Raw genomic sequence first — 27,000 nt, 5'->3', positions numbered from 1 at the left:
AGGCCCGGCGGGGTTCAGCTCTGGCAGCGCGGGCACCAGAAGATGTTCCGCTCGCTCGTCGGCAGCGCTCCGATCTCGCCGGCGCGGATCAGCGTCCCGCACCGGCGGCAGGGCTTGTTCTCGCGGCCGTAAACCCACATCCGCTGCCCGGGCCGGTCGTTGCCGGTGAAGGTGCGCGCCGCGCGATCGCGATTGGCGTGGATCATCCGGTACCCGGTCTCGAGCACGGCGGCCGCGTCGATCTCGGTGGCGGGGGTCATGGGCAGGATGCCGCGCACGAAGAGCAGCTCGTTCGCGTAGACATTTCCGAAGCCGGCGACGTTCCGCTGGTCGAGCAGGGCGACGTGTGCGGCTCGGGAGTCGGCGCTCACGCGACGCACCGCTTCGGCCAGATCCCAATCGGGGCCGAGCAGGTCGGGCCCGAGGTGGCCGACGAGGCGATCCTCGTCGGCGGTGGGAAGGACCTCGACCATCGCGAGCTCGAAGCCGACGGCATCCCGATCGCGCGTTCCGACGATCGCGCGGGCCTGGAACGCGGGTGCCCGCCAGCGCTCGCCGTGGCGGTAGACGTGCCAGCGACCCTCCATCTTCAGGTGCGAGTGCAGGCTGAATGCGCCCATGCGCAGCAGCAGGTGCTTGCCGCGGGCGATCGACGACGAGACGGTCTCACCGCGCAGGTCGGCTGTCGCGCTGCCGGGAACACGGATGTCGAAGCGGGTGACCTCCTGTCCGACGAGCGCCTCACCCAGCTTCCGCGCGGCTCGGAAGACGGTGTCGCCCTCAGGCACGCTCGCTGCTTCCGGACATCGCCGCCCGTGAGCCCGCGGTCAGCCGGCGCAGCGTGAGGCCGCGCGACGACTCGACGAAACCGCCTGCGCGCAGCGCCCGCCCGGTCGGGGTGTTGTAGACGAACTCGCCGTTGACCTGCTCGACGGTGAGCGTGTCGAGACGGCGTGCCTGCGCCGTCCTCACGAGATCGGCTGCGGCCGCGGTCAGCACCTCCTCGTCGTCGGTGAAGGCGAGCGCCGAACGCCCGCCGCGCTCGAGGTAGAGCACGAGTGCGCCGTCGACGAGCACCACGACGCCGCCAGCCTTCCGGCCCGGTCGATGCGAGACGCCCTCGAGCGCCGGCCAGCCGAGGGCTGCACCGTAGGGATTCGCCGGGTCGGTCGCGGCCAGCGTGACCGCACGCCGCGGCGGCGGGTCGGGGAGCGCCGCGAACTCGCGCAGGCGGTCGACGGTGACGGATGCCGCGAACTGCGCGGCGCCGAGGGTCTCGATGACATAGCCGCGGCGGCAGTGGCCCGCCTCTTCGAAGCCCGCGAGAACGCGGTAGACCTGCGCGAAACCGCCGGGAACCCCCTCGGACTGGACGCTGCCCCGGGTGACGACGCCGTAGCGGTCGAGCAGGAGCCCCGCCGATGCCGTGACGCGGAGCGAGGGATCGGGCTCGACGGCCGGCAGGAGCGACCACCGGCCGCCGAGCGTCGACGGGCGCGGCGCCGCCGGCGTCGTGGGGCGCGCGAGCGGTGTGCCGCGATACAGGCGGGACCGCGGTGTGCGGCGGGCGCTGCGGTGTGCCTGCGAACCGCCCGAGAGGAGGGATCGGACCGGCGTGAACGTGTCGTTCGTCAGGCGGCCCGCCCACGCGAGACGCCAGAGTGCGTCGAGCACGCTCTGCTCGTTGGGGGCGCCGATCGCGGCGACGAGCTGCCCCGCGAACCAGCCGCCGCCGACGGCGAGAGCTTCGAGGATGCGCACGTCGAGGTCGCCCGACGTCGACGACTCGTCGGCCTCGGAGTCGGCGTCGGCCAGCGCCAGGGTGAGCGGCGCCATGTCGGCGGGATGGAGCGCGATCCAGCCGTCGCGCCCGGGCAGGGTGCCGTGCCCCGACCAGACCACCTCGCCCGTCGCGGTCAGCTCGTCGAGCATCCCGGGTGCGTAGTCGCGCACGCGCGAGGGCAGGACGAGCGACTCCCAGGCGCTCGCAGGAATCGGCACACCGGCGAGCTGCTCGATCACGGCGGCGACGCCGTCGACGCCCTCGAGCGGCCGGGTGACGTGCTGCCACACGGGCAGGAACCGCGCGAACGCCTCGGGCGATACCGGCTCGACGCTGCCCCGGATAGCCGCGAGCGACCGCATCCGCAGCCGGCGCAGCACCTCGGAATCGCACCACTCGAGGTCGTCGGCCTCGCTGCCGGAGGTCTCAGGCAGGAAGTAACCGCTCGCGATGCGCCCCTGCGACTCGAGCCGCTGCAGTGTCTGACGCGCGACGGCGGTGCCGATGCCGAGACGCGTCGCGACGTCCGCGGTGCGGAACGGCCCATGGGTGCGCGCGTGCCGTGCGACGAGGTCGGCGAGCGGGTCGACGACCGGCTCGAGGAACGCGGTGGGGATCCCGACGGGGAGCGCCGCGCCCAGCGCGTCGCGCAGGCGTCCGGCATCCTCGATCGCCGCCGTCCGCTGCGTGCCTGCGATCGTGACCGGGATCGCACGGCGGGCGGTCACGAGCTGTTGCAGCAGGTCGGCGGCCTCGGCGACCCGGTGCTCGGGAGGAGATTCGCCGTCCGGAGGAGCGGGCGCGGCGCTCGCGTCCTCCGCTGTGCCGATTTCCTTCGCTGTGCCGGTGCCGGTGCCGGTGGCGGCGGACTCTTCGAGGCGTGCTGCGACCTCGTCGGCGGCGAGCGGGCCCAGGATGCGGAGCAGATCGGCGACGCCCTCGACCCCGCGCGCGCGTCGGTCGGGGGCGAGACGCTGCGCCTCGCGCTCGAACTGCGCGATGACCTCGGGATCGAGCAGCTCGCGCATCTCGACCTTGCCGAGCAGCTCCGACAGCAGCGCGGGGTCGACGGACAGGGCCGCGGCGCGGCGTTCGGCGAGCGGGGAATCACCCTCGTACATGAAGGCGCCGACGTAGCCGAAGAGCAGATCGCGGGCATACGGCGACGGCTGCGATGTCGTCGTCTCGACGAGGCGGATGCGGCGGTCGGCGATGCTGCGGGTGATGCGCAGGAGTGCGGGAAGGTCGTAGACGTCCTGCAGCACCTCGCGAAGCGTCTCGAGGATGATCGGGAACGACGGATGCCGCCGCGCGACCTCGAGCAGCTGCGCCGAGCGCTGCCGCTGCTGCCAGAGCGGCGCGCGTTTGTTGGGGTTGAGCCTCGGCAGCAGCAGGGCCCGCGCCGCGCACTCGCGGAAGCGCGAGGCGAACAGGGCGGAGCCGCCGACCTCGTCCGTGACGATCTGTTCGAGCTCGTCGGCGTCGAAGACGAAGAGGTCGGCGCCGGGCGGCTCGGCAGCCGCGTCGGGGACCCGCGCGATGATGCCGTCGTCGCTCGCGACGGCTGCGCCTTCGACCCCGAGACGTTCGCGGATGCGTGCGTTGACGGCCAGCGCCCACGGAGCGTGCACGTGCATGCCGTACGGGGAATGCAGGATGACGCGCCAGTCGCCGACCTCGTCGCGGGAGCGCTCGACGGTCAGCGTCCGGTCGGTGGGTAGGCTGCCGGTCGCCTCGCGCTGCTCGGCGAGATGCGCCAGGAGGTTCTCGATCGCGTAGTCGTCGAGCCCCGATTCGCGCAACCGCTCGGACGCCTTCTCGGGACCGGCCGCCGACACCTCGCGGCTGAACTTCCCCAGCGCCTCGCCGAGCTCGGCGGGACGCCCCAGTCCGTCGCCGTGCCAGAACGGGAGCTTGCCCGGCTGGCCGAACGCGGGCACGACGTTGACCCGGTCATGAGTGATCTCGACGATGCGCCAGCTGGTCGTGCCGAGCGTGAAGACATCGTTGACGCGCGACTCGTAGACCATCTCCTCGTCGAGCTCGCCGACGCGCGCGTTACGGCTCTCGCCGGCGACGAAGACGCCGAACAGACCGCGGTCGGGGATCGTGCCACCGCTCGTGACCGCGATGCGCTGCGCTCCCGGGCGCCCCGTGAGCGTGCCCTGATCGCGGTCCCAGACCAGGCGTGGACGCAGCTCGGCGAACTCGTCGGAGGGGAAGCGGCCCGCGAGCAGATCGAGCGTCGCTTCGTACGCCGAGCGGGGGAGCGTGCGGAAGGGCGCGCTGCGCCGCACCGTCTCGAACCAGGCCTCGACCTCGATCGTGCCGGTCGCGCACGCGGCGATCGTCTGCTGGGCGAGGATGTCGAGGGGATTCTGCGGAACCGCGATCGCCTCGATCTTGCCCGCCAGCATCCGCTCGGTCACGACCGCGGTGTGCAGCACGTCGCCGCGGTGCTTGGGGAACAGTGCTGCCCGGCTGACCTCGCCGACCTGATGGCCGGCGCGTCCGACGCGCTGGAGTCCGGATGCCGCCGACGGCGGTGCTTCGACCTGGATGACGAGGTCGACGGCCCCCATGTCGATGCCGAGCTCGAGGCTCGAGGTCGCCACGACGCAGCGGAGCACACCCGACTTCAGCTCGTCTTCGACCTGGGCGCGCTGCTCCTTCGACACCGAGCCGTGATGCGCCTTCGCGAGTACCGGCTCGGCGCCGGCGGAGGCCCCGGCCTGCGCCATCATGCCCGCGGGGACCGCGGGCTCGGGAAGGTCGCCCCCGAGACGCTCGGTGTAGATCTCATTGAGTCGTCCGGTCAGGCGTTCGGCGAGCCTGCGCGAGTTCGAGAACACGATCGTCGAGCGGTGCTTCAGGATGCGGTCGACGATCGCCTCCTCGACGTGGGGCCAGACCGACCCCGTGACCTCCGTCGCCTGCGGGGCGCGGTACCAGGCGCCGTCGCCATCGTCGTCGTCCCCCTCGTCGTCTCCGTCATCGCGACCGCCCGGAGCGCCGGGGGCACCCGCATCCTCGGCGCCGGGTGGGGCCGGGGGATGCAGCATGTCGGGGATCGGCACGACGACGTTCAGGTCGAACGCCTTCGACGCCTTCGGTGCGACGATCTCGACGGGGGCCGCGCCGCCGAGGAAGCGCGCCACCTCGTCGATGGGACGGACCGTGGCCGAGAGACCGATGCGCTGAGCCGGCTTCTCGAGGATCGCGTCGAGGCGTTCGAGGCTCACGGCCAGGTGCGCACCGCGCTTCGTGGCCGCCACGGCGTGCACCTCGTCGACGATGACGGTGTGGACGCCGCGCAGTGTCTCGGATGCCTGCGAGGTGAGCATGAGGTAGAGCGACTCGGGCGTCGTGATGAGGATGTCGGGCGGTCGGGCGACCAGGGCGCGCCGGTCGGCTGAGGAGGTGTCGCCCGATCGCACTCCGACCGTCACGTCGGGGACGGGCTGACCGAGGCGGCGCGCCGACTGTCCGATGCCGACGAGGGGCGACCGCAGGTTTCGCTCGACGTCGACGCCCAGCGCCTTCAGCGGTGAGACGTACAGGACACGGGTGTCGGCCGGCGCGGCATCCGCCTTTCTGCGCTTCGCCGGTTTGTCGTCGACGGGGCCGGCCGCCACCTTGTCGCGGAAGATGCGGTCGATCGCCCAGAGGAACGCGGACAGAGTCTTGCCCGACCCGGTCGGCGCGACCACGAGGGCGTGCTTGCCGGCGGAGATCGCGTCCCACGCACCGGCCTGCGCCGACGTGGGCTTCGAGAACGCGCCGCGGAACCAGTCCGCGGTGGGCGCGGAGAATCGGGCGAGCACATCGGCCATGCCTTCATCTTCGCGCGGACCTCCGACATCGGCGCGGCCTTGCGCCCGCGGCATCCGCCGTGCCAGGTCCCGCCGTGCCCCGCTGCCCGCGCGCTACCCCGCGAGGTCCCACTTGAGCCGGGAATCGGGCGCAGATCCCCGGCCCAACTGGGACCTCGACGGTGACACCGGCCCAACGGGGACCTCGGTTCACGGGCCAGCCGGCGGGACCTCGCTCAGCCGGCCGTCGCGCAGCTCGAGCATCAGGGTGGGCGCGAGGCGGGCGAGGAAGCCATCGTCGTGGCTGACCACCAGCACGGCACCGCGGTAGGCGGCGAGAGCCTGCACGAGCTGCTCGACCGTGTCGAGGTCGAGGTTGTTCGTCGGCTCGTCGAGCACGAGCAGCTGCGGCGGGGGATCGGCCAGCAGCTCGCAGGCCAGGGCCAGCCGGAACCGCTCCCCGCCCGACAGTGCCGCGACCGGGCGCAGCACGGTGTCGCCGCGCAGCACGAATCGCGCGAGCCGGTTCCGCAGCTCGACGTCGGTGGCGGCGGGCGCGGCCGCGCGCACGCTGTCGAGCACCGTCGCCTCGTCCCGCAGCCCGTCGACCCGCTGCGACAGGTAGCCGACGCGGTCGGTATGCGCGACCGCCGTGCCATAACTCCTCAGATCGGGCGCGCCGGGGCCGCCCGAGCGACGATCGGATGCCGCAGCACCTGATTCTGAGGAGTTAGCGTCCGCCGACCGCACCAGCACCTCGAGCAGCGTCGTCTTCCCCGCGCCGTTCGGCCCGACGAGCGCGACACGCTCGGGCCCTTGCACGACCCACGAGCGTTCGCCGTCGCCGATCGTCGCGAGGCGCCGGCTCGCCGCGACGCCGGGATCGGGCAGGTCGATCCGCACGGCGTCGTCGTCGCGGACCCGCCGCCCTGCCGCATCGAGGGCCGCCCGAGCCGAGGCTTCCCGATCGGATGCCTCGCCGCGCGCGCGACCCGCCGACACCTGCGCGGCCGACGCGCGGTTGCCGGCGACGATCCCGGGCACGCGTTTCTCGCGCTGCGCCTTCGCTCCCATCGCGGCACGCCGCGCGAGCTTCGTCTCGGTCTCGGCCCGGTCGCGCCGCTCGCGCCGGAGGGCCGCCGCCGCGGCGGTCTCCGCGGCGCGCGCCGCCGCCTGCTCGTCGTCGCGCCAGGCTCGCCACTCGGAGTACGGCCCGCCGAACGTATCGAGCGCCCCGCCGTAGAGCTCGGCGGTGTCGTCCATCAGCTCGAGCAGCGCGGTGTCGTGGCTGACGACGATGAGCGCACCCCGCCACGCTCGCACGAGCTCGCCGACCCGCTCGCGCGCGTCGCGGTCGAGGTTGTTGGTCGGCTCGTCGAGCAGCGCGATCTCGGCTCCGCGCAGTCTCACGCCGACGAGTGCCGCGAGAACCGCCTCACCGCCGGAGAGCTCTCCGACGCGGCGGTCGAGCGCTCCCGGCGGCAGACCGGCCGCGGTCAGCGCGGCGACCGCTCGTGCCTCGGCATCCCAGTCGTCGCCGATCGTCTCGAAGTGGCGCGGGTGGACGTCTCCCGACTCGACGGCGCGCACGGCGTCGACGACGGGAGCGACGCCGAGCAGGTCGGCGACGCGCCGCCCGACGTCGAGGGTCAAGCGCTGCGGCAGCAGCTCGACCCGTCCGGACGTGGTGACCGAGCCGGAGGTCGGCGCGAGCTCGCCCGCGATCAGCCGCAGCAGCGTGGTCTTGCCCGAGCCGTTGCGGCCGACGAGGCCGGTTCGCCCGGTGTCGAAGGTTCCGGAGGTGTTCCGCACGGCGGGAGTGCCGTCGGGGTGGATGAGGGTGATGCGGTCGAGGACGACCGCGGGAGCGGGATGGGGCATGACTGCCTCCTCGGATGTCGTCGGGCGCGGGCACGACCGACACCGAGGACACCCCGACCGGGGGTGGAACGGTCCGGCGGCCAGCGCGGAAATCGGAGAATGCGCTGGCCAGGTCGGACGCCCGAAGGGTCGACGGATCAGCGCGGGATCACAGCGCGGTCGCGTCGAAACCGATCAACGGTCGTTCCTCACACTCGGGACAGGGGCCCGGGAAGTCTACGCCGACGGGAGCTGCTTGTGCAGGAACGTCGCGACGTCGCGCAGTTCCTCCGCCGAGACGGCGTGTCCGAGATCGGGGTAGACGCGGCCGCTCAGGTCGACCCGGCCGGGCAGCCACTGCGCCGTGTGTGCGACGAGTGCGGGCGGGATGACGTCGTCGAGCGCCCCGCGGCCCCAGAACACGGGCGGGCGGCGTTCGGCGAGCTCGGCGTCGGTGTCGAGATCGCCAGGATTGGCGTAGCCCGACAGGGTGACGGCGAACGCGTAGTCGTCCGGGCGCAGGCGAAGCGCCTCGATCGCTATGACCCCGCCCTGCGAGAAGCCGAGCAGCCCGACGGATGCCGCATCGCCCCGCTCCGCGTCGATCCACGCCGTCAGCGCGCGGGCGGATGCCGTCGCCGCGTGCGGATCGCGACCGTTCAGGCCCTCGATCGGGTACCACGACCACCCCGGCGTGGGGAAGCGCGGGGTGAGCGGGGCGCGGACCGCAGCCACGACGTACTCGGCCGGCAGGTGCGGCGCGAGGGCGAACAGATCGTTCTCATCCGAGCCGTAGCCGTGCACCATCACCAGTAACGGGCGGCGACCGCGGTCGGCGGGAGCGGCCGACCAGCGCACGGCCGCAGGATCGAGGACCGGATCGGGCGACATGCGACCATCCTGCCAGCCTCATCCGACACCGCCGGGGGTCATTGGTATACATGAGGCATGGCCGTGCGCACCCCCGATCCCGATCCCGACGAGCGCGGCGAGTCGTCGCTCCCGGCCGACCCGCTGCGCGGAGCCCCGGGCGGCGGAGCCACGAACCCGGCCTGGCTCAGCGATGTGGAGCTCACCGAAGCGCGCCGCCGGCTGCCGATGCTCTACGTCGAGGCGGTGCCGGTGCGCACCGACGGGCTCGGGGCCGTCACCCAGGTCGGCATCCTGCTCCGTGCCACGCCGGTCGGGGAGATGACGCGCACGATCGTCTCGGGCCGCGTGCGCTACGGCGAGACGATCCGCGACGCACTGTTCCGGCACGTCGAGAACGACCTCGGGCCCATGGCCTTCCCGCTCCTGCCCGCGTCGCCCACGCCCTTCACGGTCGCCGAGTACTTCCCGATCCCCGGGGTCAGCCCCTTCCACGACGACCGCCAGCACGCCGTGTCGCTCGCCTTCGTCGTGCCGGTCACGGGCACGTGCGAGCCCCGTCAGGATGCTCTCGAGGTCACATGGCTCGACCCCGTGGAAGCGGCATCCGACGCCCTCGCCGCCGAGATGGAGGGTGGCCGCGGCACGCTCATCCGCCTCGCGCTCGCCTCGGTGGGTGCTCTTCGCTGAGGCCCGCTCCTGCGTAGGCTCGGGTCATGACCGATCCGAAGCCCCTCGCCTTCCCCGCCGACACCGCCGGATGGCTCGCGTTCGCCGCCGAGCGCCCGGACGCCCGCATCGCCCGCGTCCGCGAGGTCGACTCGCAGCTGATCGCGGGGCGTGAGCTGTCGCCCCTGGCCCGTCTGCAGCTGTGGAACGAGGCGTCGATCGCGATCGCCGAGGCGGCGTCCGAGGCATCCCTGCTGAGCGAGTCGCACCCCGATGCCGACGTCCGCGTTGCCGCCGAGGCCCGGGTGCAGGCCATCGACGCCCTGCTTTCCGAGCGGGCGCTCGACCCCGCTCTCTTCGCCGTCTTCGACGGCCTCGCGACCGACGGGCTGGATGCCGCCGCCCGCCGCCTGCTCGCTCACATCCAGCGCGACTTCCGCCGCGGCGGCGTCGACCGCGACGAGGCGACACGCGAACGGCTGCGGGCGCTGGCCGAGCGTGACACCGAGCTCTCGCTGACCTTCTCGCGCAACATCCGCGACGGCCGGCGCGAGCTGAAGCTCCCCGCCGACGCGCTGGAGGGGCTGCCGCAGGACTTCATCGACGCTCACCCGGTCGACGACGAGGGCCTCATCACCCTCACGACCGAGTACACCGACCTCATGCCGGTGCGCGAGTTCGCGGTGCGCCGGTCGACGCGCACGGCACTGCTGTCGGTCTACAACGACCTCGCCTGGCCCGACAACGACCCCGTGCTCGCCGAACTGCTCGCCGTGCGCGCCGAGCGCGCGGAGCTGCTGGGCTACGGCGACTGGGCCGACTACGAGACCGAAACGCGCATGATCGGCTCGAGCGCGGCGATCCGGTCGTTCCTCGACGACATCGACGCGGCGACGCGCGAGGCCGCCGCCGCTGAGTACGACCGGCTGCTCGCGCGGCTGCGCGTCGACGAGCCGGATGCCGAGGCGGTCACCGCGGCCGACCTCTGGTACCTCCTCAGCGCGCTGAAGCGCGAGGACTACGCCGTCGACGCGCAGGCAGTGCGCGCCTACTTCGCGTTCGACAACGTCCTGGCGGGCGTGCTCGATGTCACGGCGCGACTGCTCGACGTCGCCTACGTCCCCGTCGACGCGGGTGCCTGGCACGACGACGTCCGCAGCTACGACGTCGTCCGCGGCGAGCGCCGGCTCGGTCGGATCCACCTCGATCTTCACCCGCGCGAGGGAAAGTACAACCACGCCGCGTGCTTCAACCTCGCGCCCGGCATCGCGGGCCGCTCGCTTCCCGAGGGCGTACTGCTCTGCAACTTCTCGCGGGGACTCCTCGAGCACGACCAGGTCGTGACGTTCTTCCACGAGTTCGGGCACCTCGTCCACGGCATCCTCGGCGGCGCCGACGCCGTCTGGGCCGACTTCAGCGGCATCGAGACGGAGTGGGACTTCGTCGAGGCGCCGAGCCAGCTGCTCGAGGAGTGGGCGTGGGATGCCGGCGTGCTGGCGACGTTCGCGCGCAACGCCGACGGCGAGCCGATCCCGGCCGACCTCGTCGAGCGGATGCGGGTGGCCGACGCTTTCGGTCGCGCCCTCGAGGTGACCCGCCAGCTCGGGCACGCCAACGTCTCGTACGGCCTGCACGTCGAGCGGCCGAGCGACCTGCAGGCGGCCGTCGAGGGCTGGTACCGCGCGTCGTCGCCGGTGCACCCGCTGCCGAACGGGCACACGTACGCGGGCTTCGGCCACCTCACCGGATACGGCGCCTGCTACTACACGTATCAGTGGAGCCTCGTCATCGCCCGCGACCTGCTCTCGGCGTTCGGCGACGAGCTCATGGACCCGGCCGTTGCGACCCGCTACCGCGAGCGCATCCTCGAGCCGGGTGGCAGCCGCGACGCGGCCGACCTCGTCGCCGACTTCCTCGGCCGCCCGTATTCGTTCGACGCCTACCGGGCCTGGCTCGCTGGCGCCTGAGCGGCGGCCTCCCCGGTGATCCGTCAGGTGGTGACAGCGCGGGCGTAGCGCGCGGCGAGGAACGCGAACGCGTCGGCGAGCTCGGGCGGACCGACGACCTCGAGCTCGGCGTCGAACCGCCCGAACGAGGCCGCGAGCGCGGTCCATGACCACGACCCGGCTTCGAGCCGACAGTGCCCGTCGTCGAGCGCGGTGACCGTGCCATCGCCCGCGAACGGCGCGACCGCGGATGCCGGCAGGTGCAGCACGACGGAGCCGCGGCAGGGCCATGCGGCCGAGTCCGACCCGCGGAAGCGTGCCGACACGAACGCGTCGACGTCGCCGCCGGGCACGCCGCGGCGCGTGAACGGGGCGCCGGCCGGAAGCCGCGGACGGACCCGGTCCGCCCGGTACAGGCGCCAGTCGTCGCGGTCGAGGTCCCACGCGACGAGATACCAGCGGCCGCCCGACGCCACGAGATGATGCGGCTCCGCGCGTCGGGTCGGCGCGGACCCCACGGCATCCGCATCGCCCGCCTCGCCGTAGTCGAACCGCACCGTGACACCGTCGCGGATCGCGTTCGCCAGCGTCGACAGAACCTCGAGCGAGACGTCCGCGGCGGCGGCATCCCCCGGGCGGCCCACGACGGTCGGAGCCAGGGCGTCGAGGCGATGCCGGAGTCGCGAGGGCATGACCTGCCGGATCGTGGCGAGCGCGCGTGCCGCGGCCTCTCCGATGCCCGCGCCCAGGGCGGGAGCGGTTCGCAGGGCGAGGGTCACCGCGACGGTCTGGTCCTCGTCGAACAGGAGGGGCGGCAGCTCGCTGCCGGCCTCGAGCCGGTACCCGCCGTCGAGGCCGGTCGTCGCCTGGATGCGGTATCCCATCTCGCGCAGTCGCTCGACGTCACGTCGCACCGTGCGATCGCTCACCCCCAGCCGCGAGGCGAGCACTCCGCCCGGCCAGTCGCGGCGGGCCTGCAGGAGCGACAGCAGGGTCAGCAACCGGGAGGTCGTCGTCATCGCCCCACCGTATCCGCCCTTGCGGACAGAAACTGACCGGAAGGGCTGTCAGGGTGAGGGCGTCGAGCCGATCGGGCCGGCCCTTTCCTCAGGAGCAGCGATGACCATCCACACCACCCCTCACCTCAACTTCCGCGGCGACGCCCGTCGGGCACTCGAGTTCTACGGCGCCGCCTTCGACGGACACGTCTCGATCACGACGTACGCCGAGGTCGGCATGCCCGCAGACCTCCCCGGCGCGGATGCCGTCGTCTTCGGACTCGTCGCCGGGAGCACCGGCTTCCGTGTGATGGCGTACGACATCCCGGGAAGCACAGAGGGATCGATCGCCGGCGGCGGTGCGACGCGCCGTCAGGACAACGCCACCATCACCGATCAGGCGTTCTTCGTCTCGGTCGGTTCCGAAAGCCTCGACGAGCTCCGCGGCCCGTGGGACGCGCTCGCCGCCGATGCCGTCATCGTCGAGCCCCTCGCCGCGTCGGCGTGGAGCGCGGGCTTCGGCATGCTCACCGACCGGTTCGGCGTCACGTGGAGCTTCAGCGTCACCGCCGCCTGAGCGCACGAGAGCCGCGGCCGGTTCGACCCCGCCGCGGCTCTTGTCGTGCGTCGCGTGGATGCCCGCCGACGCGGGAGGTGGTCAGTCGGTCGTCAGGCGCGCGAGCTCGGCGACGAACGCGTCGACGTCGGATGCCGAGGTGTCGAACGAGCACATCCACCGCACCTCGCGGCGTGCCTCATCCTCCCCACCGACACTCGAAGCATCGCTGGCGCGATCCTCCGAGCCTCCGTCGGCGGGGCCCCAATCGTAGAAACGGAACGACTCGCGCAGCCGGTCGGCGACGCCCTCGGGCAGCACCGCGAAGACACCGTTGGCCTGCGTCGGCTGCGTGAACTCCACGCCCCGCACCGAGCCGTCGGCGATGCCCGCCTCGACCGCCGAGCGCAGGCGCTGCGCCATCCCGTTCGCGTGCTCGGCGTTGCGGCGCCACAGGTCGTTCTCGAGCAGCGCGACGAGCTGGGCCGAGACGAAGCGCATCTTCGACGACAGCTGCATGTTGAGCTTGCGCAGGTAGGTGAGCCCATCGGATGCCGCGGGGTCGAGCACGACGATCGCCTCGCCGAGCATCGCGCCGTTCTTCGTGCCGCCGAAGCTCAGCACGTCGACACCGACATCGCGCGTGATGGCGCGCAGCGGCAGGCCGAGGGCAGCGGCGGCGTTGGCGATGCGCGCGCCGTCCATGTGCAGCCGCATCCCGCGCTCGTGCACGTGGTCGGCGATCGTGCGCAGCTCGTCGGGCGTGTAGAGCGTGCCGAGCTCGGTCGACTGGGTGATCGACACGACGAGCGGCTGCGCGCGGTGCTCGTCGCCCCAGCCCCAGGCCTCGCGGTCGATGAGCTCGGGGGTGAGCTTGCCGTCATCGGTGGGGACGTTGAGGATCTTGATGCCGCCGACTCGCTCGGGGGCACCGCCCTCGTCGACGTTGATGTGCGCGGTCGACGCGGCGATCACCGCGCCCCAGCGCGGCAGCATCGACTGCAGCGCCGTGACGTTGGCGCCCGTGCCGTTGAAGACCGGAAAGGCCTCGGCGCCCGCGCCGAAGTGCTCGCCGACGAGGTCCTGCAGCCGGGCGGTGTACACATCCGAGCCGTAGGCGGTCTGGTGGCCGTCGTTGGCGGCGGTGATCGCCGCGAGGACCTCCGGGTGGATGCCGGAGTAGTTGTCGGACGCGAAGCCGCGCACCGAGGTGTCGTGCAGGGAGGTCATGACCTCATCCTTTCAGCCTCGGGCGCGGCCTCGGGCCCGTGTGCGGGTCAGCCGCGGATGCCGCGCGTGGACGCGATCACGTCGCGCATCTTCTTCTCGAGCGCCTCGTAGAACATCGACAGCGGGAACTCGTCGTCCAGCACCGCATCGGTGTAGCCCTTCGGCGGACCCGCGAGGACGTCGTCGGGGAGGCCGCGCGCCCACACCGACGCCGGGTGCGGTTCGAGCACCGAGCGCACGAGGTCGTATGCCGCCAGCCAGTGCGCGGTCTTCGGGCGGTCGATCGATTCCCAGTACAGGCGGTCGATCGCGTCGCCGAGGGCGACCACGGCATCCGGCACCTCGCCCCATTCGAAGGCGAGCGCGGTGTCGGTCCAGTGCAGCACGCCCCGGCGGTGCAGCCACGCGAACAGCAGCTGGCCGCCGAGTCCGTCGTAGTTGCGCACGCGCGTGCCGGTGATCGCGAACCGGAAGATCCGGTCGAAGATCACGGCGTACTGCACGAGCCGCGAAAGACGCAGCAGCTCGGCATCGACCGGGTCGAGATCCGCCTCGGTGCTCAGCCGCCGGTCGAGCGCGACGCACTCGCGGAACGCCGTCAGATCGCACCGCAGCTCTTCGAGGGAGTACAGGAAGAACGGCATCCGCTGCTTGATCATGAACGGATCGAACGGCAGATCGCCGCGCATGTGCGTGCGGTCGTGGATGAGGTCCCACATCACGAACGCCCGCTCGGTGAGCGCCTGGTCGTCGAGCATCTCGGCCGCCTCGGCGGGCAGGTCGAGCTTCGTGATCTCCGATGCGGCGCGCACGACCCGGCGGTAGCGGGCTGCCTCGCGGTCCTGGAAGATCGCCCCCCACGTGAACGGCGGAATCTCGCGCATCGCGACGGTCTCGGGGAACAGCACCGCCGAGTCGGTGTCGTAGCCGGCCGTGAAGTCGAGCAGTCGCAGCGAGACGAAGAGCCGGTTCGGATACATCGTCTCGAGGCGCGCGATCTCCTCCGGCCAGATCGCCTCGACGAGCAGCGCCTCGACGTGCCGGTCGCGCGAGCCGTTCTGCGTGTACATCGGGAACACGACGAGGTGGCGGATGCCGTCGACGCGGTGGAGCTGCGGCTGGAACGCCACAAGCGAGTCGAGGAAATCGGGCACGCCGAATGCCCCCTCCGTCGAAGCGGCGCCGTCCGGTTGATCGGAGGCGGCCCATCTGTTGAAGTCCCGGATCGACGCGGTGAGATAGTCCGCGTCGTGCGGGAACCGCGGCGCGAGGCGGCCGATCGCGGCGGTGATCGCCGCGACGTGGCGCCGCGCCGTCTCATGGTCCCCGGGGTCGGGCACCGAGCCGTCGGCGGCCTGCAGCTGCTGCAGTGCCGTCGCAGCGTCGCGCAGCGAGATCCAGGCGGGGTCGTGCTCGACGCCGTCGGCGAGCGCGATGCTCAGGGCGTCGACCGCGCCGCCGTCCTCGACGACCTCGGGCTCGCCGATGATCGTCTTCGTGGCACCGGGGGTGGGGTGCGTCTGAGCGATGGACATGGGGAACCTCCGATCTACGAGGTACGGCTCCCGCGCGGGAGCGGTGGTCAGGTTGGCGTCAGCCTAACCGGGCGCCGGGTTTTCGGCGACGGTAGTGGCGGTGCACCGTGCCGATACACCCGTCGGGCGGGTGGGGCTGGTGTCGTCTCGGCGGCGCCGCGACGCGACAGCAGCCCCAGCCGTCCGACGAATGCATCGGTCACCGCGAGCTTGACCTCAACTGAGCTTGAGGTTTTACCGTTCGAACCATGACCATGACTGAACCCAACTCCTTCACCGAACGGCTGCCGACCGCTCTGCTCGACCGCCTCGCGCGGGTGACCGGCGACGAGAAGCACAGTGCCGCCGCGCATTCGACCCTCGATGCGCTGTGGGTGCTGCACGACCGCGTACTCCGCCCCGAGGGCGGTGACCGCTTTCTGCTGTCGAAGGGGCACGGCCCAGCCTCGTACTACGCCGTGCTGGCCACGCGCGGCCTGATGCCCGACGGCTGGCTCGACGATCTCGCGGGCGTCGATTCGCCCCTCGGTCACCACCCCGACCGTCTGCTCATCCCCGCCGTCGAGATCTCGTCCGGGTCGCTCGGGCACGGACTGCCGATCGCCGTGGGCCTCGCCCGCGGCCTCGACATCACCGGCACTCCCGGCCGCGTGTTCGTCCTGATCGGCGACGCCGAGCTCGACGAGGGCAGCAACCACGAGGCGATCGCCGTCGCAGGCCGCCTCGCCCTCGCCCGGCTGCACGCCATCGTCATCGACAACTCCTCCGCGTCGCTCGGATGGCCCGGCGGGATCGCACGCCGGTTCGCGCTGGAGGGATGGGATGCCGCCGAGGCCGACTCGCACGATCACGCTGCGCTCGCCGCAGCTCTCGAGACGCGCGGCGCGGCGCCCCGTGTCACCGTCGTCCGTACCGCTGCGAAGGGATCCTGATGCGCGCCCGCTTCTCCACCGTCATGTCAGATCTGTTGGCCACCGACGACCGCGCGACACTCGTGCTCGCCGACATCGGCCCGCTCGATCTGGCCGCGGGAACCCCGGCCGCCGACCGTGTCGTCAACGTCGGGATCCGCGAGCAGGCGATGATCGGGGTCGCCGCCGGTCTCGCGCTCGCCGGACTGCGTCCTTTCGTCCACACTTACGCGCCGTTCCTCGTCGAGCGGCCCTTCGAGCAGATCAAGCTCGACCTGTCGCACCAGGATCTCGGGGCGGTGCTCGTATCGATCGGCGCGAGCTATGACGCGGCCGCCGCGGGGCGCACGCACCAGTGCCCCGGCGACATCGCCCTGTTGAGCACCCTGCCCGGATGGCGGCTGCACGCGCCGGGGCACCCGGATGAGGTCGAGGCGCTCGTCCGGGATGCGGCGACGACCGACGACCGCCAGTACATCCGGCTCTCGACGCAGGCGAACCGGGCGGCATTCCCGACGGACGGACGCATCCACCTCGTGCGCGAGGGCGCGGGCACGCTGGTCCTGGCCATCGGCCCGCTCCTCGACACGGCGCTCGAGGCGACGGCGGGCGACGGGTTCGCGGTCGCATACACCGCGACGCCCGTGCCGCTCGATCGCGACGGTTTGCGCGCGCTGAGCTCCACCTTCGACCGGGTGGCCGTGCTCGAACCCTTCCTCGAGGGGACGACCGCCGCCGCGGTCGGTGCGGCGCTCGGCGGCAGCGGCATCCTCGTCGAGCACATCGGGGTCGGCGTCGGTGAACAGCGCCGATACGGCACCCCGGCCGACCATGCGCGGCTGCACGGCCTCGACGCGCCGGGGATCAGGCGACGCCTCGACCTGCTCTCATGACGGAGCGGCTGCGTCGTCGTCGAGCGCGTGCCGGAGCGCGGGCGCGACGCGGCGCGGTCCGCTGCCCTCGGCGCCGAGCGCGTCGCCGGGGTTGAGCAGGTCGCACGACCGCATCGAGAGGCAGCCGCAGCCGATGCATCCCACGAGTTCGCGCTCGAGCGATTCGATCGCCGCGCGCCGTTCCTCGAGACGCACCTTCCACGCCCGCGAGACCCGCTTCCAGTCCTCGCTGCTGGGCTCGGCCTCTGCGGGCAGCGACGCGAAAGCCTCGGCGACCTCGGCGAGCGGGATGCCGAGTCGCTTGGCCACGAGGATGAGCGAGATGCGGCGCAGCATGTGGCGACTGAACCGCCGCTGATTACCCGCAGAACGGGTCGACGTGATGAGTCCGTGCCGCTCGTAGAAGTGCAGCGCGGAGACGGACACACCGGTGCGCGCGCTCACCTCACCGATGGTCAGGAGATCGTTGGACCGCATCACGCCTGCGACTCTACGACGCACCGATACATCCGTCGGGTCGGTGGGGCTGCTGTGGCCTCGGGCCGTCTCGCACGCCTCATCAGCACCGCGGGTCCGACGGTTGTATCGCGGTCAGCCCTGACCGTCGGGGTCGGGCGGGACTGTCAAGCCGTCGCCGTCGCTGCCTCCGCGGCGTTAGCGTCACTCCATGCCCACTGATCGCCACGCCGAATCCGAATCCGCAGCCGGCGCGCCCGCAGCAGACGCCTCCACCTCCGACGGGCGCGGCGTGCTGGTGATCACGAACTCCCGAGCGGGCACGTCGGTGGTCCGGCCCGATCCGCTGCCCGAGATCCGGCGGCGGCTGTCCGAGGCGCGGATCGAGAGCCTGGGCGAGTCGTCGATGGACGACATCGTCGCGTCGGCCATGTCGGCCGCCGATGCGCCGACGGTGCTCGCGGTGCTCGGTGGTGACGGCTCGGTCTCGCGTGCCGCGCACCTCGCGCGTCGTCACGACCTGACGCTGCTCGTGCTGCCGGGCGGCACCTTCAACCACTTCGCGCGGGCCGCCGGCGTGGACACCGTCGAGGCGGCGCTCGATGCGTACGACGCGGGCTCGGTGCGCAGCGTCGTCGTCGCCGAGGCGGTCATCGACGACGGCGATCCCGTGACCGTGCTCAATGCCGTGTCGCTCGGCGCCTATCCCGAGATGCTCGCCGAGCGCGAGAAGCGCACGAGCCTCGGCAAATGGTGGGGTGGCGCGATCGCGGCGTGGCGCGAGATGCACGGAGCCCACCGCATCACGATCGTGCGCGACGGCCGCCGGGCCGTCGTCTGGTCGGTATTCGCGGGTATCGGACGGGGAGACCCCCGCCGCATCGCGATGATGCGTCGAGCGAGCCTCGACGAGCCTGAGCTCGACGTCCGTCTCCACCATGCCCGCGGCACGCGGCTGCGGGCGGTGACCTCCTTGGCCTTCGGCCGGCGCACGCTCGCGGTGATGCGCGCGCTGCGGCTCATGCCGCCGGCATCCGACCTCGAGCGAGCCGTCGTCTCCGAGATCGAGCTGACCGTCCGGCCCGGCGAGGCGACGCCGGTGCTCGCGCACGACGGCGAGCTGGCCGAGACTCCCACCGGCGACTACCGGCTGCGGCTCCGCGCGATCCCGGACGGCCTGCGCGTCTACGCGCGCTGAGCTCGTCGCGCTCGCCGCCGGATACATCGCGAGAGGGATGCCGCGCCTGTGGCGCTCGCGTACCGTCATAGCGTGCTCCGTCCGCTCCGCCGCTACCAGCTGTACGTCGACGTCGCCGTAGCGGTCGCCTTCGCGGCGATCATGCTGCTCGTGACCTGGGTCGCCGTCGTCGGCACGGGCATCCCCGACGATCCGCTCTCCTCGCTCGTCGCGATGCTCCTGGTCGTCCCGTTCGGTGCCGCGGTCGCGCTGCGCCGGCTCTCGCCGCCGATCGCGCTCGCGCTGGCCTGGGTGGGCGCGGTCCTCCAGATGCTGGCGCAGCTGCCACCGCTGCCGGTCGACATCGCCATCTTCGCGGTGCTCTACACGTGTGCGGCGTACGGCACGAACCGGGTCTTCTGGCTCGGGTTCGCCTCCTCGATCGGGGGCGCCCTGGCCATCACCGTGTACCTGCTCATCCCCTCGGCGAGATACTCCATCGCCGTGTCGGGGGGCGAGTTGATGTACTTCCTCGTCATGGGCACGATGCTGTTCGTCGCGGCGGTGTTCGGCTTGCTCCTGGCGTGGACCGTGGGCGCTCTGGTCCGCGTCGGTCTGCGCGCGCGCGACAACGCCGAGGCGCAGCGGAAGGCCGAGGAGCGGGCGACGGCCGAGTTCGAACGCAATCGCATCGCGCGAGACATGCACGACGTCGTCGCCCATTCGCTCGCGGTCGTCATCGCTCAGGCGGACGGCGCACGCTACGCCGCCGCGGCCGACCCCACGGCCGCGGCGGAATCGCTGAAGACGATCTCGTCGACGGCGCGCTCCGCCCTCGCCGACGTGCGGATGCTGCTCACCCAGCTCCGCCACAGCGAGGGCGAGGGGCCGCAGCCGACCGTCGCGGACCTCGAGGTGCTGTACGCGCAGGTGCGCGCCGCCGGTCTCGACCTGCGCGTCGACGTCGACCCCGCCCCTCCGGGCGAGCCGCCCGCGGCCGTGCAGATCGCGGTGTACCGCATCCTGCAGGAGGCCCTGACGAACGCGATGCGCCACGGCGCGGGCGGTACCGTGGACGTGTCCCTGTCCTGGCTGCCCGATCGCGTGGAGGTGCGTGTGAGCAATCCGCTCTCGCCGGTGAACGAGTCCACCGGCCCGGTGCGCACGGGCGGACACGGTCTCATCGGCATGCGCGAGCGCGCCCAGCTGATCGGCGGCAGCATCGAGGTGGGCCCGACGGGCGGCGCGTTCGTCGTCGCGGCGAGTCTGCCCATCGGCGGCCCCGCGTGAGCGCCATCCGGGTCGTCCTCGTCGACGACCAGGCGCTCTTCCGCGCCGGCATCCGCATGGTCGTCGCCTCGCAGCCCGACCTCGAGGTCGTCGGCGAGGCGTCCGACGGCGCCGAGGCCATCGGCGTCGTGCGGGCGACGCGCCCCGACGTCGTCCTGATGGACATCCGGATGCCGGTCATGGACGGGCTCACCGCCACGGCGCAGCTGCTCGACGACCCGGTCTTCGACGGCGCTCCGCCGCGCATCGTGATGCTGACGACCTTCGACCTCGACGAGGCAGCGGCGCGGGCGATCCGGCAGGGAGCGAGCGGCTTCCTGCTGAAGGATGCCGACCCCGAGTTCCTCCTCGCCGCGATCCGCACGGTGCACTCCGGCTCGTCGGTCATCGCGGCTTCCGCGACGCGCGAGCTGTTCGCGACGTTCGCGGCCCCCGAGCAGAAGCCCGTGCCGCCTGCGTTCGCGGAGCTGACCGATCGCGAGCGCGAGATCTTCGGTCTGGCCGCGCGCGGCCTCTCGAACGCCGAGATCGCCCAGCGGGAGTTCCTCTCGGAAGCCACGGTGAAGACCCACATCAGCCGCATCCTCGCCAAGCTCGCCCTGCGGGATCGCGTGCAGCTTGTCGTCTTCGCCTTCGAGCACGGGCTCGCCTGACGTCGCGCTGCGGATGAGGGATCATCCGCGAGATGTACAGGCCCGCGACGAGGGACCGATGCCGGGTGCCCGGCCCGGTTCGTAGCGTCGGAGACATGCAGATCTCGACCACCGACCTCGGCCTCGCCGCCCGGGTCCAGAACCTCTCCAAGACCTACGGAGCCGGCGAATCGGGCGTACGCGCCCTCGACGGCGTCTCGGTCGGCATCCGTCGTGGCGAGTTCACCGCCATCATGGGCCCCTCGGGCTCGGGGAAGTCGACCCTCATGCACATCATGGCCGGGCTCGACGCGCCGACCTCGGGTCGCGCGTGGATCGGCGACACCGAGATCTCGGGTCTGTCGGACCTCGACCTCACGATCCTGCGGCGCCGCCGCGTCGGCTTCGTCTTCCAGTCGTTCAACCTCGTTCCCACCCTCGATGTCATCGGCAACATCACCCTCCCGTTCGAGCTCGACGGGCGGTCGCCCTCGGCGCTCGAACGTTCGCGCATCGACGGACTGGTCGACTCGCTCGGCCTCGGGGCGCGGCTGCGGCACCGTCCGCACGAGCTGTCGGGCGGCCAGCAGCAGCGCGTCGCGATCGCCCGCGCTCTCGCGACGGCGCCCGACCTCGTCTTCGCCGACGAGCCGACGGGGAACCTCGATTCGCGATCGGGGCGCGAGGTGCTCGCCCTCCTCGCCACCGCGAGCCGCGAGCACGGTCAGTCCATTGCGATGGTCACCCACGACCCCGTGGCCGCCTCGCACGCCGACCGGGTGATCTTCCTCGGCGACGGCCGCATCGTCGCCGACAAGCCCCGCCAGAGCGCCGAGCAGATCTCGGCCCACATGCTCGCCGCAGAGGTGTCGGCATGACCGCCGTGACGGCGCCGTCCGCGGCATCCTCATCGGCGCGCACACGACCCGGGTCGGGCCCGTCCGCCGCGGCGTCCGGGCGCTGGGCGTGGTTGCGCGAGCGGGGGATGGGCGCCTCAGTGCTCGTCGCGGCGATCTCGGGCGGGTTCGGCGTGCTGCTGGTCGCGGTGACGGGACTGATCGGCGCGTGGCTCATGGCCGATCCCTTCCTCTCGGGCGGTGAGACCGTCGTGATCGTCGTCGCGATCCTCAGCGTGCTGCTGGTCGCCGTCGCGATGTACGTCGCCGCGATCGTGACGGCCAACACCTTCGCCACGATCGTGGCGGGGCGCACCCGCCAGATCGCCTTGATGCGCCTCATCGGCGCGTCGGCGCGATCGCAGCGGTCGCACATCGCGCGGCAGGGCCTCGTCGTCGGCGCGATCGGCGCCGTGATCGGGCTCGTCGGCGGAACCGCGGGCGCTCTGGGCCTCCAGGAGATCGCCGCGCGAGCGTGGGGCCTGAACGTCGACTACAACGTCGTGCAGCCCGTGCTGCTGGCGCCGGCTCTCATCGTGGCGCTGACGACGTGGATCGCCGCGTGGTCGGGGTCGCGTCGCGTGCTCGAGGTCACGCCGCTCGCCGCGCTGGCAGGATCCGCGCCGCGCACGGCCGAGGAGGCTGCCGGGCGCACGCGTCGTCGCGTCACCGCGGTGTCGCTGTTCGGCGTCGGGGCGGTGCTGCTCGCGCTCGGCATCCTCGCCGGCTTCGTCACCCCCCTCGGCGTGGTCGTCGCGTTCTTCGGCGGGCTCGCCTCGTTCACCGGGCTGAGCCTCGGCGCCACGCTCGTCATGCCGCCGCTGCTCCGCCTGACGGGCCGGCTCTTCGGCCGCTCGGCCTCGGCCCGGCTCGCGGCCGAGAACGCGCTGCGCTATCCCGAGCGGTCGAGCCGCATGGCGATCGGCGTCGTCATGGGCGTCACGCTCGTCACGATGTTCGCCGTCGCCAGCGAGTCGGTCAAGGGCGTCATGGCGGCGTCGGGCGGCGGCGAGGTGTCGGGCGACATGGCCCGTCTGCTCGACACGTTCAGCGCGGTCATGATGGCGCTCGTCGGGGTCTCTGCCGTGATCGCGGCCGTCGGCCTCGTCAACCTGCTCACGATCGGCGTCGTGCAGCGCACCCGCGAGCTCGGGTTGCTGCGCGCGCTCGGCCTGACCGGACGTCAGATCCGCTCGATGGTCCTGTTCGAGGCGGCGCACATCACGATCACCTCGGTCGTGTTCGGCCTGCTCCTCGGCATCGCCTACGGCTGGGCGGCCGCGCAGTCACTGCTGGGCTCGGTGCGGGTTCCGCCGCTGTGGCTCGCCCCGACCTTCGTGCTGCCGGGCATCCCGTGGCTCACCGTCGCCGGGGTCGTCGTCGCCACCGCCGTGCTGACGCTCGTCGCCGCCGTCGTCCCGACCCGCCTCGCGACCCGGGTCTCGCCGGTGGAGGCGCTCGCCGAGTGACGCGGCTGCGTCGTCGGCCGGTCCGGCTCGTCCCTCATTCGCGGACGAGCCGGACCTCGCTGATGCTCTCGCCCCAGCTGGTGTCGTCCTTCTCGGCGCCGTCGGGGCGGAACCCGTTCCGGGCGTAGAACGCGCGGGCGCGCGGGTTGTCGGCGAGGACCCACAGCGACGCGGACTCGTCGCCGAGCGCGGCGTCCAGCAGCGCCTGCCCCGCGCCGGTGCCGTGATGGGCGGCGAGCACGTAGATCGCGTACAGCTCGACAGGCGCGACTGGAGGGTCGTCGCGGGACGACCCGCTGACCGCGAAGCCCACGATCGACCCGCCCGTCACCGCGACCCACGTCCGGCCGAGGTCGTGCGTGCGCTCGGTGTGGTTCGGCCTCGCGGCACCCGACGACTCCCGCTCGTCGAGACGCTGCTCGTGCCCGAGCAGCTCGCGCCGCACGCGCGTGAGACGGTCGAGATCGAGCCGGTCGAGGATGCTCTGCGGCATCCGTCCGGTGTAGGCCTCATGCCAGCCGCGGACGTGCACGCGCGCGATCGCCGCGGCGTCTGCGGGCACCGCCCGCCGCACGGCGACCGCGGTCACGACGCGGTCACGATGCGGGCGCGGAATCGTCTTCAGGGTCGTAGGCCCAGGTCGGCGCAACCTGCCGCAGGCGCGTCGACCGCCACTGCCACGTCGCCCAGAGCATCGGCCACAGCGCCGGCGCGGCGAGGCCTCCGATGACCAGGCGCTCGCGCCAGAGCGTGCGGGTGGGGTCGCCGGGTGCGGGCGACACCGCCATCTGGTGGTCCCAGACGTCGAGCACCGAGAGGGGCCCGGTCAGCGGGATGCCGCTGTCGCGCAGGATCCGCACCGTCGACGCGTCCGTCGCGCCGGGCCGCCGCTCTTCGACCGCGCGGTCCGACACATGGATCAGCTGCCGGCCGACCGGCACGCCGAGAGCCGACAGCTGCACCGGTACGTCGGCGCCCGGCTCGAGCGAGGTCGGCATGCCCTCGGCGGCGAGAGGCGCGAGCCCCATGAGCGGTGCGTAGAGCTCCGCGAGTGCGCGGGGGGAGTGCAGGGCACGCCAGGCGGCGTCGGCGTCGCAGTCGAGCACGAGCTTCTGGAGGATGCGCATGAGCCCAGTCTGCCCCGTCGTAGGCTGATCGGATGCCGTCGCCCGCCGCATCCTCGCCGTTCGACCAGTCCCGGTATCAGGTTCGTTTCGACTGGGGGGTCGCCGGCCTTCGCCGGGTGGCGCCCGCCGATGTCGTCGTCGTGGTCGATGTGCTGCGCTTCTCGTCGACCGTCTCCGCCCGGGTGGCCGCGGGGGATACCGTCGCGCTGGATGAGGCCGCGCTTGCGGTCTCGCGCAACGGTGCGGCCATCGCCGGCGCGGCATCCGACTCGGTGGTTCTGCTCGGCTGCCTGCGCAACGCCGACGCCGTGGCCGCCGCCGTGCTCGCGGAGCAGCAGCGGCGCGGAGCCCGTACGAGCATCGCGGTGATCGCGGCCGGTGAGCTCGCCGGCCCGGAGGGCGAGACGGAGCTCCGGTTCGCGGTGGAGGATCTGCTCGGCGCGGGTGCCGTCGTCGACGCGCTCTCGCGGCTCGGGATCGACCACACCTCACCCGAGGCGGCTGCGGCGTGCGAGTCGTTCCGCGGGTTGGGCGGCGCGGTGCGTCACCTGCTGACGGCGAGCGGCTCGGGGCAAGAGCTGCTCGAGCGCGGGCTGCGCGACGACGCGCTCGCCGCCGCGCAGATCGGCGTCGACGAGGTCGCCCCGCTCCTCCGCGGCGGCGTCTTCACCGCCGCCTGACGCCAACTCCTCAGAATCCGCGAGGTTCGAGCCCGCAGCGGCCGGATCCGACGGCTCGGCGGCCGAGATTGAGGAGTTGGTGCAGCGGGTCAGCGCGGGGTCGCGGCGGCGCGACGGTCGGCCGAGGAGATCTCGCGGCGCACCCACCGGAAGAGGAAGCGCTCGTCGTACGACGACGCGCACATCCGGCACGACGCGGCGCGGGTCGGGCGCCGGTGACGGTAGGCCACGTGGCCGGCAGGGCAGTGGCCGACCCAGGGCGCCAGCTCGACGGCCGTCTCGCCGCGATGGGTCGTGCCGCCGACGTACCCGAGCTCGCGGGCCGTGCGCAGCCAGTCGCGACCGTGGCCGGCGGCCGGTCCGGCGATCGCATGGGCGACTTCGTGCAACAGGGTCTGGTGGTTCTCGTCGTCGTCGAACCGCGCCGCGAGGTATCGCGAGACGCTGATGCACCGGCGCGTGTAGTCGCACTGGCCCGCGCGGCGCTTGGCGTTGTCGAACCGGAACGTCCACGAGTCGTCGAGGTGCGCTGAGATCAGCGCCTCGGCCCAGACCCGGACCCGATCGAGATCACTCATACGGTCGACGCTACGCGCGGGGTGAGACAGCGGGACGCAGCGCTCAGCTGGCGACGATCGAACGCGAACGGCGCCGCTCGGCGGCATCGACGGCGAGCAGGGTCGACTCGAGCTGATCCTCGGGAGCGCCGCCCTCCTGGCGGAGGAAGAGCGCACGCTTGAAATCGGTGCGGGCGTCGGAGTACTCCTCGGCGTCGTACGACACCTTGCCGCGGTGCTGGTACGCGAACGCGGCGAGCAGCGGCCAGTTCTGGCCCTCCGCCTCTTCCGCGCACGTCGTCAGCTCCTGGATCGCCGCGGCGAAGGCACCGCGGTTCTGCAGGATCGTCGCGTGCAGCACCCGGGCGCGCAGCAGATCCTTGCGGGTTCCGGCCATGCGGGCCACCCGCACTGCCTGCTCCGCGACGACGAGTGCCTCATCGAGCCGGTCGAGCACCTTCAGCAGCCAGACGCGCTCCAGAAGCGCGGGCAGGCTGCGCTGCTCGCCGATCTCGGCGAGGCGCTCTGCGCACTGATCCGGGTCGACGATCTCCCGCAGCGTGTCCGGGTCGTACCCGAGGATGTAGCCCACCGTCATCCACCTCCGCGATTCGAGAACGGTGGATCCCAGTCTCGTCCAAAGCGGTGCAAGCACCCGCCCGCCGCGCCGGTCAGCGTTCGAACACGGATGCCGACGGCTTCGGCGACGGGGTCGCGTCGGCATCGGTCGCGACCCGCGCCCCGCGGGCGAACTCGTCGATCTCGGCGCCCTGCGCGACCTTGGCCGGGAACGGTCCGGCGGCCATCAGGCGCGGCAGCCACTCCGACGGCAGGGGCGAGGCCGATGCCGCGATCACGATGTTCCCGAATCGCCGTCCCTTCAGCAGCTGCACCTCGGCGAGCAGCAGCACCTCAGGGAGCACCTCGCGGACGGTGGCGACCTGTCGGCGGGCGAACGCGAGGCCGGCGCCGTCGGCGACGTTGACCAGGAGCACGCCTGTCGGGGCGAGCAGCCGCGCGAGCGAGCGGTAGTACTCCACCGTCGTCAGGTGAGCGGGCGTCTGCGCGCCCGCGAACACGTCGGAGACGACGAGGTCGGCGGCGCCGGTGAGGCCCGGGGGGAGCTTCTCGGCGACGGCGCGGGCATCGCCGATGCGTACGCGCACCTGCGCGCCCCGGGGGAGGGGAAGCGCCTCGCGCACGAGGTCGACGAGGGGCTGCTCGAGTTCGATCACCTGCTGACGCGATCCCGGCCGCGTGTGGGCGATGTACCGGGGGAGGGTCAGCGCGCCGGCGCCCAGATGGACGGCGGTGAGCGGCTGTCCCGGCATCCGCAGGCGGTCGATGACGGCCGCCATCCGGGCGATGTACTCGAAGTGCAGGTGCGTCGGATCGTCGAGGTCGACGTGCGACTGGGGGGTCCCGTCGACGTCGAGCTCGAAGCCGGACGTGAATGATGACGTCACGATGCGCGCGATCGTGCCGTCGGACAAGCGTGCCTGCGGACCGGACTCCTCGACGCGCGCTCGTGCCATTCCTCAACGCTATCGGCACGGGTCGGCATGCGCGCGAGCCGGTCTGCGCAGTCGAAACACGATCGAGACATCGATGTAATGACTTCGACCCTCCTGCCCGTATAGGTTCGGACCCAAT

24 protein-coding genes are annotated in these 27,000 nt (G+C 72.4%); 11 read left to right on the top strand and 13 right to left on the bottom strand.

The features are described 5' to 3' along the window. Positions 1 to 14: 14 nt before the first annotated feature. The 4 genes from P6897_RS14465 to P6897_RS14450 all read right to left on the bottom strand — a co-directional run bounded on the left by P6897_RS14465 (position 15) and on the right by P6897_RS14450 (position 8,346). Positions 15 to 788 carry a DNA-formamidopyrimidine glycosylase family protein gene (locus P6897_RS14465; protein ID WP_114588815.1) on the bottom strand — a complete coding sequence of 258 codons (774 nt, stop codon included), beginning with the start codon at positions 786 to 788 and terminating at the stop codon, positions 15 to 17. Further along, positions 781 to 5,616: a DEAD/DEAH box helicase gene (locus P6897_RS14460; protein ID WP_282501576.1), complete on the bottom strand. Its 4,836-nt coding sequence runs from the start codon at positions 5,614 to 5,616 to the stop codon at positions 781 to 783. The genes P6897_RS14465 and P6897_RS14460 overlap by 8 nt, the downstream gene beginning before the upstream one ends. 189 nt (positions 5,617 to 5,805) lie before the next feature. After that, positions 5,806 to 7,476: an ATP-binding cassette domain-containing protein gene (locus tag P6897_RS14455; protein WP_282501575.1), complete on the bottom strand. Its 1,671-nt coding sequence runs from the start codon at positions 7,474 to 7,476 to the stop codon at positions 5,806 to 5,808. Positions 7,477 to 7,692: 216 nt separating this feature from the next. Next, positions 7,693 to 8,346, bottom strand: coding sequence for an alpha/beta hydrolase-fold protein (locus tag P6897_RS14450; RefSeq protein ID WP_282501574.1), 654 nt, complete (start codon positions 8,344 to 8,346; stop codon positions 7,693 to 7,695). A 57-nt stretch (positions 8,347 to 8,403) separates the two neighbouring features. Here P6897_RS14450 and P6897_RS14445 point away from each other — a divergent pair, with 57 nt between their 5' ends. Beyond that, on the top strand, positions 8,404 to 9,015 hold the full coding sequence (locus tag P6897_RS14445; RefSeq protein ID WP_269268189.1) for an NUDIX hydrolase family protein: 612 nt from the start codon (positions 8,404 to 8,406) through the stop codon (positions 9,013 to 9,015). A gap of 26 nt (positions 9,016 to 9,041) precedes the next feature. Beyond that, the gene (locus tag P6897_RS14440; protein ID WP_282501573.1) at positions 9,042 to 10,961 is read left to right on the top strand and encodes a M3 family metallopeptidase; all 1,920 of its coding nucleotides are present in this window, start codon (positions 9,042 to 9,044) and stop codon (positions 10,959 to 10,961) included. Between the two features lie 23 nt (positions 10,962 to 10,984). On the opposite strand, the gene P6897_RS14435 is transcribed toward P6897_RS14440, so the two are convergent. Then, a complete protein-coding gene (locus P6897_RS14435) occupies positions 10,985 to 11,959 on the bottom strand; it encodes a WYL domain-containing protein (RefSeq protein ID WP_282501572.1) in 975 nt (324 codons plus the stop codon). Positions 11,960 to 12,059: 100 nt separating this feature from the next. Between P6897_RS14435 and P6897_RS14430 the strand changes: the two genes are divergently transcribed. Then, the gene (locus P6897_RS14430; protein WP_282501571.1) at positions 12,060 to 12,515 is read left to right on the top strand and encodes a VOC family protein; all 456 of its coding nucleotides are present in this window, start codon (positions 12,060 to 12,062) and stop codon (positions 12,513 to 12,515) included. Positions 12,516 to 12,596: 81 nt separating this feature from the next. Here P6897_RS14430 and P6897_RS14425 read toward each other — a convergent pair whose 3' ends face one another. Further along, the gene (locus P6897_RS14425) at positions 12,597 to 13,724 is read right to left on the bottom strand and encodes a low specificity L-threonine aldolase (protein ID WP_282501570.1); all 1,128 of its coding nucleotides are present in this window, start codon (positions 13,722 to 13,724) and stop codon (positions 12,597 to 12,599) included. 47 nt (positions 13,725 to 13,771) lie between these two features. Beyond that, on the bottom strand, positions 13,772 to 15,259 hold the full coding sequence (locus P6897_RS14420; protein ID WP_282501569.1) for a DUF6421 family protein: 1,488 nt from the start codon (positions 15,257 to 15,259) through the stop codon (positions 13,772 to 13,774). Positions 15,260 to 15,507: 248 nt separating this feature from the next. Between P6897_RS14420 and P6897_RS14415 the strand changes: the two genes are divergently transcribed. Further along, entirely contained in the window at positions 15,508 to 16,191 is a 684-nt protein-coding gene (locus P6897_RS14415; RefSeq protein WP_274179241.1) for a transketolase, read from the top strand. Continuing rightward, positions 16,191 to 17,063: a transketolase gene (locus tag P6897_RS14410; RefSeq protein ID WP_282501568.1), complete on the top strand. Its 873-nt coding sequence runs from the start codon at positions 16,191 to 16,193 to the stop codon at positions 17,061 to 17,063. Before P6897_RS14415 ends, P6897_RS14410 begins: the two co-directional genes overlap by 1 nt. On the opposite strand, the gene soxR is transcribed toward P6897_RS14410, so the two are convergent. Beyond that, a complete protein-coding gene (soxR, locus tag P6897_RS14405) occupies positions 17,058 to 17,540 on the bottom strand; it encodes a redox-sensitive transcriptional activator SoxR (RefSeq protein ID WP_114588822.1) in 483 nt (160 codons plus the stop codon). The genes P6897_RS14410 and soxR overlap by 6 nt on opposite strands. A 190-nt stretch (positions 17,541 to 17,730) precedes the next feature. Between soxR and P6897_RS14400 the strand changes: the two genes are divergently transcribed. The 5 genes from P6897_RS14400 to P6897_RS14380 all read left to right on the top strand — a co-directional run bounded on the left by P6897_RS14400 (position 17,731) and on the right by P6897_RS14380 (position 22,983). Further along, positions 17,731 to 18,717, top strand: coding sequence for a diacylglycerol kinase family protein (locus P6897_RS14400; RefSeq protein WP_274179239.1), 987 nt, complete (start codon positions 17,731 to 17,733; stop codon positions 18,715 to 18,717). Between the two features lie 72 nt (positions 18,718 to 18,789). Continuing rightward, the gene (locus tag P6897_RS14395; protein ID WP_274179238.1) at positions 18,790 to 19,986 is read left to right on the top strand and encodes a histidine kinase; all 1,197 of its coding nucleotides are present in this window, start codon (positions 18,790 to 18,792) and stop codon (positions 19,984 to 19,986) included. Beyond that, a complete protein-coding gene (locus P6897_RS14390; RefSeq protein WP_112617765.1) occupies positions 19,983 to 20,639 on the top strand; it encodes a response regulator transcription factor in 657 nt (218 codons plus the stop codon). Before P6897_RS14395 ends, P6897_RS14390 begins: the two co-directional genes overlap by 4 nt. A 95-nt stretch (positions 20,640 to 20,734) precedes the next feature. Beyond that, entirely contained in the window at positions 20,735 to 21,496 is a 762-nt protein-coding gene (locus P6897_RS14385) for an ABC transporter ATP-binding protein (RefSeq protein WP_114588824.1), read from the top strand. Next, a complete protein-coding gene (locus P6897_RS14380; protein WP_112617767.1) occupies positions 21,493 to 22,983 on the top strand; it encodes an FtsX-like permease family protein in 1,491 nt (496 codons plus the stop codon). The genes P6897_RS14385 and P6897_RS14380 overlap by 4 nt, the downstream gene beginning before the upstream one ends. Positions 22,984 to 23,017: 34 nt before the next feature. On the opposite strand, the gene P6897_RS14375 is transcribed toward P6897_RS14380, so the two are convergent. Both P6897_RS14375 and P6897_RS14370 read right to left on the bottom strand, forming a co-directional pair. Continuing rightward, positions 23,018 to 23,572 (bottom strand): GNAT family N-acetyltransferase, encoded by a 555-nt coding sequence (locus P6897_RS14375; RefSeq protein WP_282501567.1) that lies wholly within the window; start codon positions 23,570 to 23,572, stop codon positions 23,018 to 23,020. 7 nt (positions 23,573 to 23,579) lie between these two features. Next, a complete protein-coding gene (locus tag P6897_RS14370) occupies positions 23,580 to 24,110 on the bottom strand; it encodes a hypothetical protein (protein WP_112617768.1) in 531 nt (176 codons plus the stop codon). Between the two features lie 32 nt (positions 24,111 to 24,142). Between P6897_RS14370 and P6897_RS14365 the strand changes: the two genes are divergently transcribed. Next, positions 24,143 to 24,790, top strand: coding sequence for a 2-phosphosulfolactate phosphatase (locus P6897_RS14365; protein WP_282501566.1), 648 nt, complete (start codon positions 24,143 to 24,145; stop codon positions 24,788 to 24,790). Positions 24,791 to 24,879: 89 nt separating this feature from the next. On the opposite strand, the gene P6897_RS14360 is transcribed toward P6897_RS14365, so the two are convergent. From P6897_RS14360 to P6897_RS14350, 3 genes are all read right to left on the bottom strand, one after another. Continuing rightward, entirely contained in the window at positions 24,880 to 25,368 is a 489-nt protein-coding gene (locus P6897_RS14360) for a SprT-like domain-containing protein (protein WP_112617770.1), read from the bottom strand. Positions 25,369 to 25,411: 43 nt separating this feature from the next. Further along, positions 25,412 to 25,939 (bottom strand): hypothetical protein, encoded by a 528-nt coding sequence (locus tag P6897_RS14355; protein WP_112617925.1) that lies wholly within the window; start codon positions 25,937 to 25,939, stop codon positions 25,412 to 25,414. 79 nt (positions 25,940 to 26,018) lie between these two features. Continuing rightward, positions 26,019 to 26,882 (bottom strand): fused MFS/spermidine synthase, encoded by an 864-nt coding sequence (locus tag P6897_RS14350; RefSeq protein WP_114588825.1) that lies wholly within the window; start codon positions 26,880 to 26,882, stop codon positions 26,019 to 26,021. Positions 26,883 to 27,000 lie beyond the last annotated feature (118 nt).

This window comes from Microbacterium sp. BDGP8, from assembly GCF_029991045.1.
Classification (GTDB): Bacteria; Actinomycetota; Actinomycetes; order Actinomycetales; family Microbacteriaceae; genus Microbacterium; species Microbacterium plantarum.
This window is presented reverse-complemented; position numbering and strand designations above follow the sequence as displayed.